The sequence below is a fragment of the Hespellia stercorisuis DSM 15480 genome (genome assembly GCF_900142165.1).
Lineage (GTDB): Bacteria > Bacillota > Clostridia > Lachnospirales > Lachnospiraceae > Hespellia > Hespellia stercorisuis.
The window spans coordinates 1-12122 of the sequence record NZ_FQZY01000029.1 but is presented as its reverse complement, the minus strand read 5'-3'; the positions used below and the strand labels follow the sequence as shown (position 1 = coordinate 12122).

Sequence of the window (12122 nt, the reverse complement as noted above, 5' to 3'; positions counted from 1 at the left end):
CTTATCTTTCGTAATCCTTTGAACGCTCCTGCTTTTTCTTATACAGTTCATCGGAAACTCTGGAATGAATTTCCGCCATTGCGTTTCTCATCTTGGAAAGTTCTCCTCTGATTTCCTGCGGCTCTGCATTTTTCATATTGTCAGGAATTCGGTTGATGGCAAAGTTCTGTGTATCAACTCCATACTTTTGACAAAGCATATAGCCAATGCACACTGCGGGAAATCCCATCTCCAAGCGGCTGTACTTATCACTATTGATGGAAAGCTGAGCGTGACCAAGTTCCTGTGCTACGCATTGGGCAACAGCAACACTATCTCCTACATCTCTTTTCACATACAGTACCTGCTTCTCATTATTATAAAACGCTGCCATATTCGGATATGGAAGTTCATTTGTACTCTCTACATCAACAGGTGAGGAATCAAGCATTGTGGTAATCAATTCTTTCGGGTCACGATTTACGCTTGGTGCAGGCGGTTTCTTTGCATTTGTCTGCGATACATCAAATACCTTTTTCACATTATAGGATACTCTTGTATTCCCATCTTTTCGGGTATATTCTACTGGCTCCAAGATAGAAATACTTCTCACACCTTTTTTCACTCTTACATTTTCTTTACTCCAATCTTCAAAGTCTTTTAGCTGTGTCGCTTCTGGAAGCTGATTGTAAATAAGAAGTGTATTAACTGCTGAATATCTATCCATCTGACTTTGCGTATTTAGATACTCCATAAATTTCTCAGGGTCATTTACAATTTCTCTTGCAGTATCATCTACCATTTTATAAATGCCTTCTTTTTCTGCTTTCTTTTTCTCTGCAAACTCTTCTTTTGAAAGTCTTGGTCTTTCATTCGCTTTTCTTGGTTCAAAATCATTTGTCATTTTTGCTACCTCTCTTTTGATTTTTTAACTTTAGGTTTGGGTTGCGTATGCACTGTCTGTGCATTTTTTGTTGTGGATTTCGGCTTGTCAATCTCAGGTGTTTTGTGTTCTGATTCTTTTTGCTGGTTTGCCTTTGCCTTATATCTGTCGAGTTTTTCCTTCACAGATGGTTTTGTTTCCTTTCCAGCAACACCCTTGTCAGAGAGCATATCTACCTGCTCTGAGTTTTGCCTTGACGGAGGGTTTTTGTCCGTCTTGGCAACCGAGGGGTTTGACTGCGACTGTCCCTCCTTTTGCATAGGCTTTCTGACTGCCTCCTCCATAATAATTTCATTTTTGGATTTCGTAGGCATTTCCTTTGCCATGCTCTCTCTATTTGCTTTCTCCTTTTGTGCTTCCGCAATAACAGAAGCTTTCTCAACAGTATTAAAGTCAAATCTCTCTACAATACGCTGAATTTTAGAAGCGTCTTCTGCACGAGCAATAATATCTACGGGAACATTATCGCCTTTTGTATTTTTATCTCGAAGTACACAGTACAAAACTCCATACCTCTTTGCCTGTTCCGTAAATGTTTTTAGGTCTTTATTTGAAATAGAAAATACTTTTAATTCCTTACCAGATTTAATCATATTGGTAAGTCTTGCTTTTCCTCTTGTCTTGTTCACCTGACTTGCTTCCTGCTTTAATACGGAAGCCAAAAGAATGGCAATGTTCTTTGCGGCTGAACCGCTTAATTTTGCAGCTACTTCTACTCCTTCTAAGGATAATCGAACGATTTGTTCTGCTGCGTCACCACCGTTGTTCATAGGTTTCTTTCTCCTTCCTTTTACTCTTCTGCTCTGTGGGATTATCCTGTGATAAGTTATATTCCATAACCTTTGACCTCTCGGCAATACTTTCACAAGTTTTTACTTCCTTACGGAGCAGTCGAATTTTGTCGCTTATTGTCGAAACTTCATCTTTGACTTTTGATAGCTCATCGTCACTTATTTTTCTTCTCATCATTTTTCGCAGGTGCGTTCTATCGTCAGTCAGTTTTGAAATCTCTCCCATAACTGATTCTTTATATGAGAAAAGCTGCTTGTCTGTCGAGATATTCTCACGACCAAGCAGCCTTGCCTCCTCTGAAATCTTATCCAGTTTTAATAAATCTTCTCTTAAAAGATAATGCAGCTTATTTGTATCTGGTTTCTTATATTTAGGTAAGTATCCCAACTTGTAACAGTAGTAAAGATACAAGCAATAAATACCACTCTTTTTCTTGATTTTATCCCCTCTGGTTGGGAGATTATATTGCTTTTTACTTCCACTTGAAAAGGGAAGTATCGGAAGCCTTTGATTCTCTATAAGTCTTCGTTTAATCGCTTCCTCGCTATATTCCTCGCCTAGATTTTTAAGTCTAACAGGCTTACTGTATCCTTTCGGAATGACTGTCCAGTATTTTCTGCTCTCGCTTAGACAATGCTTGTATCCCATCTGAGTAAGATTGTACTCAAATGTTTTGAGATTGGTACTGTGTGCAATTGCCTCATCAATAGCACTTCTAAGCATAGAATATCTGGTTGGCATTCCTGCCTGCTCCTGCTTATAGTAATAAGAATTTTGTTTGCTTCTATTTGGATTCGGATTATAATACAGTCCATATTTCTCACAAATCCTATCAGCAACAAGCCTGAATTTAAACCACGCTTTTTCTTCTCCCCACAATCTCTTTCCATCAAGAAATGATACGGAGTTTATTACAAAGTGGCAGTGAAGATGTTTGGTATTCAGATGAGTGGTAACTACAACCTGAAATTTCTTTCCCCACACCTCTTTTGCAAATTCCATTCCTATTCTTTGTGCCATCTCTGGAGTAATATTTTGTTCTTTAAAACTAAGGTATGCGTGATATGCTTGAATCCCCTCGGTTTTTCCAAACAACTCCTTTGTCGTTACAAATTGGTCACGAGCTGTGATTGGATTGCAATTTATCCCTTCAATATAAAACTCCTGCTCTGTTTTCTCCTCATCTTTTGCATAAGACAAAACATCGGCAAGAGCTTGATATTGTTCTTCACTATATACTTTTGCTGATGTCTTTTCTGGATTCGCTGCGTATTCAATTACTCGCTCCAGATTTGTAGAAACAGACCAGAGTTTACTTACTGCCATTTCATATTACTTTTATCAGGGCGAAGAAACGCTTGTTCCACATCAGCTTGGAACTTATGCCAACGCTCTGCTTCCTTTTTCAGCATTACTGCATCTACAAACTCTAGTGCATTGGCTTTGATTGCAAGCTGGTTAATGTTGTTTCCAATAGCAGATAACTCTCTCATTGTATCGAAGAATCTGTCATCAGGTTTCTCTTTCGGCTCATAACCTTTTATCAGAAGTCTAATCAGACCTGCTTCGCTCATACACGCTTTCTTGGATTTTCTCTGTAAATCCTGTGCTTCACTTCGATTGAATCGCACAATCTTTTGAATATTTCTCTTTCTCATATTATCAAGTTCCTTTCTTGGGGTATTAGGGGCAACCCCTAACGAGTATCTACCGTTTGGAAACTGTGGTTATCCAAATGGTCTGCTCGCTAAGAATATACAGAGTTCCTCGGTTGCCCCGATTTTTTTAATTTAGCGTTCCATATCTTTTGTGACTGGCTTATAAGGTGCTACCTTAATCTCTCCATTCTGCTTGAAAAAACGCTCCGGATATTTGAATTTATCTCGGTATTTATTCTCCAAATCCTTGGGGAGACTTTGAAAATTTTCACTTTCAATTGGTGCATAGCACACGAAGAACTTACCTGCCACAATATCCATCAGCTCGCCATCTTTATCATAAACAGCCCGATTTAATTCCTCTCCATTCATTTTTCCTTCCTCATTACACACAATCGCAACATCATCAATAAATGGCATATATTCTTCAATATAGCCTCCAACAGCTTCTTGCATTGCTTCTAAGGAATTCTCCATTTCAATCACCTTAGGATATTTCCCCGGTTCTACTAATATCACTGAAATCTTCTTTGTTTCTTCTACCATAATGAATTTATCCTCCTCTACATTAAGGGCAAGGGAACTTCCATTTTCCCATTTCATATGAATCTGCCCTATATCATCAACATATTTTACTGTTCCACGAAGTCCTGCTGGCATTCTTCCTTCACCCTTCGTTTCTGCAAGAACTATGGTCATACCTTCGGAATAAGTTTTCTTTACTTCTTCTGCATTCATCTCTCACAATTCCTTTCTTCTCTGAATTTATTCTGGTTTATGTGCATCCGGATACAAAGAAAGTCGTTGTAATCTTTGCCCTTCGGCGGTGGATTATCAACGACTTCATATTCACTTGGCAGCGCAAGTTTCAAGCCTTGCGTCGCCTTTCTTCCTGCTATATCATTATCCAAATGAAGATTGATACGCTTGATTTTTGGATGTTCTTTTAAGAACTTCTCTACTGTCACTGGTACTTTGCTTTCCTTCATATCTCTCTTTGGAGCATAGACACCGGATAAGGATATGAGGTTCATATTTCGCCAATCTTCTCCGTCTAACTTGCAAAGTGTGGCATAAGATAATAGGTCAATGGCACATTCGAACAGATGAATTTCACTTTCATTTTCTCCAATCAGTCGGAACGAATACTGCTTTTTACTACCCGAACAGTCACCCATAATGCGCTTTCCATTGGTGGCACGATAGGCTCCATATTTTGCTTCTCCCTGCTCATCGTATCCAATGAAAACTACATTGTGATAGGGAAGCGATTCTATAATGAGTTTCTTGTCCAGACAGTCATTTATGATTTCATAATCAATGCCACGCCGAAACAGATACTCCATAACCACATCACTTGTTGGACTTTGCTCTGGCAAAAGCAGTGGTCGTTCCTCATAACTCGTCCCAATTGTTTCATAGGTTGGAGTGGTAATTCCTACATTTCCCATAATGGTTTCCACAGCCTGTATAAAGTCCAATCCTCTCACACTGATAAGGAAATCAAGGGCAGATACACCCCCGATTCCTCTGCTCCACCACATCCATTTTCCATTAGAAATCTTCAAACTATCGTGTTCTTTTGTAGAGTAGGTATTCCCAGACAGCTTTACAAGTTCGCCCGGCTCATAATTTCTTAAATAGGTTAGCACATCCATTCTCTTTGCTTCTGTAATAATCTCTGGTGGTATATATGGCATACTATCACCCGCCTATCTTTCTAAATCTTTTGTCTTTTCCTTTGATTCTTTTACAGTGTCAAGGGTTTTCTTATCCTTATCAAATTCATAAATATGGTCCGATAAGCGCTCTTCTTTGCTTACTTCTTCAGCATTGACATCCCGGACCATCGCTCCAAGTTCCTTTGGTGTCATATCCATTATATATGCACATTCCTTTGGAATTACTAAGACCTCGTGGACAGATGATGGGAGAATATAGTAGCTGTCTCCAATTACTTCTGACACTTTACTAAGAACCTGTGGGTTGGCAAGTACACCGGCCCCACCTACTTTGTCTTCGTTTGTCAGTACCATCAATACACACTGCTGATAGGTGATTCCTTCCTCTAGCATGTTTTCTTCTATTCCCACTAAGATGGATTCTATTGCACTAAGCTTTGATGGATGGATTCTCTCCGTATTCTCAACTGCCAAATGATGAAGCTCGCTCACTGTAACGCCCCAGCTTTTCATAAGTTCATTTGTGACGGGTGCTGTGGCTCTTCCAAATGGCGTAGTCCCAACTTCTATTTGATACATCACTGCCAAATCATCCAACTTCGTGGATGGTCTTTCCCGAAGCAGGCTCCTATTATTCTTAGCCGCCACTACCTTGGTGGTAATATTATCTTTCGCTTTTTCAAAACTCAGGATAGATTCCACACCAAAGGTCTTATCATCAAGACTGTGTTTCGTATATTCTTTGGCAATGTGCGAACACACCTCCTTCATTGAATCTCCTTCTTCATAGGACTGGAAAAACTCATCCAAATACAGTTTTGGTGTTAGAACCTCTCCCTCTCTGTGAATGGATAACCCCTGTCTCATCACACTGTTGTTCTTCATCGTTCCATCAATTCTAACCTCTGCATTTTCATATTCCGGAGGCATATAATCTAAAATAGTATTTTCTACTTCATTGATAAATTCTCTGTAATCCATAATGGCACCTCATCTTTCTTATTTGCTTTTTCCACTTAGTTTCTCAGCATATAGGCGATAACGCTTCATAGCACCCTGCCTCTCACCATCCTGCTTTTTCTCCTTGTTGCACTCATAATAAATAGACTTCTTTCTCATAATTACCTTCTTTCTAGCGACTATCTCGCTCCTTTGATTTTTCTTTCTTCATAGGTTCGCTCTCGCCCTCTTCAGGCTCGCCGCCTACAATCTCATTTTCCTTTTTATCCATATTCAGAAGAATATTCAGCTCATCAAGTCTTGATAATTTACCCTTTAATTCCTCTTCGTGGACAAATGGTTTTTCTACTTCCACCTTTGCTGTCTCATACTGCTTTTTCATATTTTCCAGTTCATATTCACTGGCAGATAAGCCTTCTGCAAATTTCTCTATCCCATTATCAAGTCTGATGATATTGCCAAGTGGGTCTTCCCCAAGGGACACCGTTCGACTTGTTTCCCCCTTTAATTTCACTTCATAACTTCGCTCCACAGTATTAAATAAAAGCTCCGTCTGAAAACCTCTGTACGCTCCAAGCACAATAGGGTCAGGACTTGTCATTGCCTTGCAAGCCTCTATAATTGCCTTCCCTGCATCTGCTTTTTCTGCATAAAAAATATCCGAAACCATCATACCGATAAATCGGTCATCAAGTGGCTTCGGATTTGCCTTTGCAGTTGCTACATCTTTTGTAAGACCTGCAATTCTGGTTTCTAAAAATATGATTTTCTGCGGATAATATTTTATGATTTTGTCTTCTAACCTGTATTTTTCTGATAGAAAATTGGACTTTAAGAGCTTTAACTTCTGCACCTGAATATCTAGGTCCATCTTCTCTTTGATATAGGGATTACCCGTTGCAAGCATTTTAATTTCAGCATAGGACAATGCGGTTTCATCAATATCTTCTGCCGAACGAACTGGCGATTTGCTTGTCATAATCTGACTTGAAAACTTCTGTTTCCCCTCCACAAGTTGATACAAATACGCATCGAAGGTCTGCTCTGTTACATATCGGTAGATATTTACTTCTGGATTTTCATTGCCCTGCCGAATAATTCTACCACTTCGCTGTTCCAAATCGGATGGTCTCCACGGACAATCTACATCGTGAAGTGCAACCAGTTTATCTTGCACATTTGTTCCTGCTCCCATCTTTTGTGTTGAGCCAAGAAGCACTCTCACATCGCCTTTGCGGGTCTTTTGAAACAGTTCTTTTTTCTTCATATCACTGTCTGCTTCGTGGATAAATCTTACCTCATTTTCTGGAACACCTCTTTCGACTAGCTTCTTTCTGATGTCATTGTAGACAGAGAATCTCCCATCATTTTTCGGTGTGGAAAGGTCGCAAAACACTAATTGTGCTGATTTCTTTTCCATCGTCTCAGACCAGATTCGATAGATATTATCCACACAGGCATTCACTTTACTCCCCTCAAAATCAGGCAGCATTTCATTTAACATTCTCTGGTCTAGGGCAAGTTTACGACCATCGTTTGTGATTTTCAGCATATTATCAACGCTTGAATCTACCCCGCCGCTGCGAACTGCTTCTGCTCGTTCTGCAAGGGATTCTACCATTTCTTTTTGCATTTCCGATGGCTTAACTGCTACATTGTGAAACTTCGCTTCTGGCACCGGAAGATTCAACATATCTGCTGTCTTAATGTCTGCAACTTCCTTAAACATCGCCATTAGTTCCGGCAGATTATAGAACTTCGCAAATCTTGTTTTGGCTCTGTAACCAGTCCCTTCCGGGGTTAATTCCACAGCCGTAACTGTTTCACCAAAGGTACTTGCCCAAGCATCAAAGTGTTGCAAATTATTCTTCACCAGCGTTCCATATTGCAAATATCTCTGTATGGTATAAAGTTCCACCATACTATTACTTATCGGGGTCCCCGTAGCAAATACAGTGCCACGACCTCCCGTTATCTCATCAAGATAGCGACATTTCATAAATAAATCGGAGGATTTTTGTGCTTCTGTCTGGGCAATACCACCTACATTTCGCATTTTCGTGTATAAAAAAAGATTTTTGTAAAAATGGCTTTCATCAATAAAGACTCTGTCCACACCTAATTCTTCAAAGGTTACAACATCATCTTTTCTACTCTGGTCATTTAATTTCTCCAGTTTTTGACTGATGGATTTCTTTGATTTTTCAAGCTGCTTGATGGTAAATTTCTCTCCACGATTCCGCTTTAACTCAATAATTCCTTCGGTCAGTTCATCAATCTGTTGCTGCAAAATTGTTTTCTGTCTTGCTACTGACATTGGGATTTTTTCAAATTGACTATGCCCGATAATGACTGATAGTGATAGGTAATCCTTTGATGTTATCGCCGGATTTTCCCCCACTCCAAACCGTGCATGAAGGTTTCCCCTCACACGGCTTTCCATCAGTAATAGTATTTAAAACAATTCTAACAACTCTTAACCCAGACAGGATTTTCTCAATTTAGCAACCTTTTCCAATTGCTTTTCTGTCAAACACAGTTTTTCTTTTAATTCCTCTACTTTGATAGGATTCTTTTCATGCAAAAGTGCATCCACTTCTTTTGTTACAAGAATAAGGTTTTTGTAATTGTTATCACCACCTTTAAATTCTGATACTATATGGTGGCAATAGATATTTTCGCTTGTCAGCTTTATCCCAGATACTGCACATTTCCCTTGTTGGGCAGAATAAAGTGATAGGCGGTTATCGTTAAACTCAATACTTTTGCACCTAATGGGGTGTCTCATTAACTCCTGTAACTCTCCTATGTCTATGTTTGACAGGTCTTTATGAATTTCTTCTCTGCCTTCTTTTGTATAAGAGTTTACGCACTTTTTCTTGTTTAGGGGCGTTTTATATTGCACATATCCTACTGGCACAAGTGCATTTCCACCAACATATTTTAACTGTCGACTGTCTCCGTACTTTTGTTTTACATACGCTGGCATTCGAACAGTTATGCGTCTTTCTTTTACTTCGGAAGCAGATTTTACTCTTTCCTTTAATCTGGCTTTTAGGCTCTTATGGACTTGAAAGGCAATCGGGTTGATGTCAAAATAGACCATCGTAGCAATTCTGTAATAGCTGTGCATTCCCAGGATATAGGAGTTGTAAGCACAAACCGCTTTATACTCCTTTCCCTTTTCTCCTGCACTATTTTCTATATCATAGATTAGTTCTGGTATTCTGGTCTTTATTCTTTTCAGTGCTTTATCATTGATACGGCTTTTTACCACATATCTGACTTTTCCTTTTTGACCTGCACGCTTGATGACCTTATGCTTGAATCCAAGAAAATTAGAATATTTCTCTCGCAGGCATATAACCTTTGATTTTTCTTCACTTGTTTCAAGCCCAAGCCTGTCACTCAGCCACTGTTTCGTAGCATTAAAGATTTTGACCGCATCGCTATAATTATTTGTGAATATTTTAAAGTCATCAGCAAATCTCACGGAATGCATTTCTTTCAGATTACTGGAGCTTCTCAAGGCACGGTATTTAGTGCCTTTGTTTTCACTCCCATTTTTGTGTATCTGCACATAGTATGGATGCTTCGTAGGGATATTTTCCCACTGGCTTGCAATCCACCAATCCAGTTCATTCAAAACCACATTAGACAACAGGGGCGAAATAATTCCACCCTGTGGTGTGCCTTTTTCTGGAAACCCAATTTCAGCCACTTCCGCCTTAAGCATAGATGAGATAATAGAAAGCAACCTTTTATCCCTTATGCCCAGTGCCCATAACTGTTTTAACAGCTTTCCATGACTAACACTGTCAAAGAATCCCTTGATGTCGATATCTACAACAAAGTGCAGATGTGACTGTTGCATATATTTTTCTGCCAATGCTATAGCCTGTTCCTGACTTCTATTTGGTCGGAATCCGTAACTGCTGTCATGAAATTTAGCTTCACAGATAGGCTCCAGAACTTGTAAAACACACTGTTGGATTAGCCTATCCATGATTGTCGGTATTCCCAAAGGTCTTGTTTTGCCTTCCCCTTTTGGTATTTCTACTCTGCGCACACTCTGTGGTTCATACCACCGAAATTTCTGTTGCACCTTACTGACCAGTTTTTCTTCTGGCATTCTTGCCAGATATTCGATTGTTCGCTTGTCCGTTCCCGCTGTATGGCTTCCTTTATTGCTCTTAAGATTTCTATATGCGAGCTTGATATTTTCTGGTCTGGTAATAATGTCTATCAGATTTTTGAAAACATATTCATTACTGCTTTTTGCATATAAATCATCTTGAACTTTCTGGAAATCATAGTATTCAGCGTGTCGTAACTTTGCCTTTTTGAGCGTCCTTTGCTCGGTTATCATAGTCGGCTGTACCTCCTGATATTTCACATTTGTATCAGCCTTTCTTAGTCTTACTCGAACCTATAATGTTTGTTTCATTGTTTTGTATCTTTACTACTATTACTGACTACAGCCCATCCCTCCACCATATTTCTATGGTTTCATTGGTACTATGGCTGCGCTTTCACCTCGGATTAATGGCAGTTATACCTTACAGTTTTCCTGCCAACCGCTTCACAGTGTGTAATCACTCCACGTTCCAAGACTTTCCACGTTTCGATATTTCTATCTTTACATTCGTATCCTTAGGCTGTCCTCTAGGCCTGTATACTGGGTAGTGCCTGTAACACTACAGGGTATTTCATAACGACGAATCTTACTTTACCCCATATACTTCATTTACATGAATCACAGCATTTTCTACTGTGCCGACTTATAGACCTGTACATTCAGACTTTTGTCAGATTTCTCATTCTCACCATAGATACTTTATAGACTCCCAGCCTATCACTCACGACCACCTCTGGTTCGCTTTTGCCATACCGTTGTTTCTTGTGTTGACCTCGGTATAGCGAGTGCATACAGCTGACTTTAGCGAGCTGCATCAGAATCGAACTATTACACGTTCTCATCTTTTGTCGCAGTATCAGAGGGAGCGTTTCAAGGCGTTACCCTATCATTCCACTCCTCGAAATATCAGTTAGCAAGCTTTAAGCTTGCCGCTACTTTTACCTTCTTTGAGGCTTATTTACCCCCATTGAAGTTTATTTGCAGCAACGTGTCGCTGCACCATCATAATCTCCTGTTGCAATTCTTCCACAAAACTTTTTGCGGTTCTTTGTTTCAAAATCTTTCTTGGTAGCAACAAGAATATTCGCCGCCGGATACAGTTGCAGATATTCCGCTGCCCACTGCTCTGTTAAGTGGTTTGGAACTACGAATAGCGACTTGTTACATAAACCAAGTCTCTTCGATTCCTGAGAAGCCGCTACCATCTCAAAAGTTTTTCCTGCACCTACTGCGTGAGCAAGCAAGGTATTTCCACCATAAAGGATGTGAGCAACTGCATTTCTTTGATGCTCTCTCAAATCAATTTCAGGATTCATACCATTAAAAACGATATGACTTCCATCATACTCACGAGGTCTAATGGAGTTGAATTTCTCATTATATAGCTTCGTCAGTTCCTCCCGGCGGCTCGGTTCTGACCATACCCAATCCACAAATCCTTGCTTTATCATTTCCTGCTTTGCCTGCGCTATGGCTGTTTCTTTCTTGTTGAGTACCGCCTTTTTCTTGCCTTCCTCATCTTCGATATAGTCAAAGATACGCACATCTTTTAAGTTCAGAGTTTCCTCCATAATCTTGTATGCGTTGATTCGTCCTGTACCGTAAGTGCTATTGGCTTTTACATTTCCTCTGTCATACGATTTCCCTTCTATATTCTGTAATTCGTATAATTACCTGCTTCTCATTTTCCTGTTTTCAAGCAAATTACAAAAAGGTACAGGATAAATTAATCTGGCTTATTTTTCAGCAGATTGTTTTATCTTGTACCTTTTTGTATTATCATAGTTGTTGCAACTACAAAAAGAAGCAGGAACCTCCCCGACCAAAGTTTGGTTTCCTGCCTCACCACACCGAGCATAGGCATGCCTATGTCCCAGTAAGACTATGATAACCTTATTCGTCGAAGAAAACAATCCTATTACACCTAATTTTTATAACGATGTGATTTCCAATCTTCAATTTCACAGGCT

The 12122-nt window shown here is 39.6% G+C and carries 8 protein-coding genes and 2 pseudogenes; all 10 read right to left on the bottom strand.

Annotated elements, in window-relative coordinates:
* Position 1: 1 nt before the first annotated feature.
* Positions 2 to 883 (bottom strand): ArdC-like ssDNA-binding domain-containing protein, encoded by an 882-nt coding sequence (locus BUB85_RS10760; RefSeq protein ID WP_073109989.1) that lies wholly within the window; start codon positions 881 to 883, stop codon positions 2 to 4.
* A gap of 5 nt (positions 884 to 888) precedes the next feature.
* A complete protein-coding gene (locus BUB85_RS10755) occupies positions 889 to 1692 on the bottom strand; it encodes a PcfB family protein (protein ID WP_073109986.1) in 804 nt (267 codons plus the stop codon).
* Positions 1676 to 3040: a relaxase/mobilization nuclease domain-containing protein gene (locus BUB85_RS10750; RefSeq protein WP_073109984.1), complete on the bottom strand. Its 1365-nt coding sequence runs from the start codon at positions 3038 to 3040 to the stop codon at positions 1676 to 1678. Before BUB85_RS10750 ends, BUB85_RS10755 begins: the two co-directional genes overlap by 17 nt.
* Complete coding sequence (locus tag BUB85_RS10745) at positions 3031 to 3372, bottom strand: plasmid mobilization protein (RefSeq protein ID WP_073109981.1); 342 nt, start codon at positions 3370 to 3372, stop codon at positions 3031 to 3033. Before BUB85_RS10745 ends, BUB85_RS10750 begins: the two co-directional genes overlap by 10 nt.
* 132 nt (positions 3373 to 3504) lie before the next feature.
* Positions 3505 to 4110 (bottom strand): DUF3846 domain-containing protein, encoded by a 606-nt coding sequence (locus BUB85_RS10740; protein WP_073109978.1) that lies wholly within the window; start codon positions 4108 to 4110, stop codon positions 3505 to 3507.
* Entirely contained in the window at positions 4107 to 5072 is a 966-nt protein-coding gene (locus BUB85_RS10735) for a DUF3991 and TOPRIM domain-containing protein (protein ID WP_073109975.1), read from the bottom strand. The genes BUB85_RS10740 and BUB85_RS10735 overlap by 4 nt, the downstream gene beginning before the upstream one ends.
* Before the next feature lie 12 nt (positions 5073 to 5084).
* Positions 5085 to 6035: a DUF5688 family protein gene (locus tag BUB85_RS10730; protein WP_073109970.1), complete on the bottom strand. Its 951-nt coding sequence runs from the start codon at positions 6033 to 6035 to the stop codon at positions 5085 to 5087.
* 151 nt (positions 6036 to 6186) lie between these two features.
* A pseudogene (locus tag BUB85_RS10725) lies at positions 6187 to 8370 on the bottom strand (helicase-related protein); the annotation flags it as partial.
* A gap of 120 nt (positions 8371 to 8490) precedes the next feature.
* Positions 8491 to 10383, bottom strand: a complete 1893-nt coding sequence (ltrA, locus tag BUB85_RS10720) for a group II intron reverse transcriptase/maturase (protein ID WP_073109964.1) — start codon at positions 10381 to 10383, stop codon at positions 8491 to 8493.
* 770 nt (positions 10384 to 11153) lie between these two features.
* Positions 11154 to 11807: pseudogene (locus BUB85_RS10715) on the bottom strand (DEAD/DEAH box helicase family protein); the annotation flags it as partial.
* Positions 11808 to 12122: the final 315 nt, after the last annotated feature.

Excerpts from the sequence above, each read along its gene's own strand:
- BUB85_RS10760 (WP_073109989.1), bottom strand. The coding sequence starts at position 883 with ATGACAAATGATTTTGAACCAAGAAAAGCGAATGAAAGACCAAGACTT.
- BUB85_RS10755 (WP_073109986.1), bottom strand. The coding sequence starts at position 1,692 with ATGAACAACGGTGGTGACGCAGCAGAACAAATCGTTCGATTATCCTTA.
- BUB85_RS10750 (WP_073109984.1), bottom strand. The coding sequence starts at position 3,040 with ATGGCAGTAAGTAAACTCTGGTCTGTTTCTACAAATCTGGAGCGAGTA.
- BUB85_RS10745 (WP_073109981.1), bottom strand. The coding sequence starts at position 3,372 with ATGAGAAAGAGAAATATTCAAAAGATTGTGCGATTCAATCGAAGTGAA.
- BUB85_RS10740 (WP_073109978.1), bottom strand. The coding sequence starts at position 4,110 with ATGAATGCAGAAGAAGTAAAGAAAACTTATTCCGAAGGTATGACCATA.
- BUB85_RS10735 (WP_073109975.1), bottom strand. The coding sequence starts at position 5,072 with ATGCCATATATACCACCAGAGATTATTACAGAAGCAAAGAGAATGGAT.
- BUB85_RS10730 (WP_073109970.1), bottom strand. The coding sequence starts at position 6,035 with ATGGATTACAGAGAATTTATCAATGAAGTAGAAAATACTATTTTAGAT.
- ltrA (WP_073109964.1), bottom strand. The coding sequence starts at position 10,383 with ATGATAACCGAGCAAAGGACGCTCAAAAAGGCAAAGTTACGACACGCT.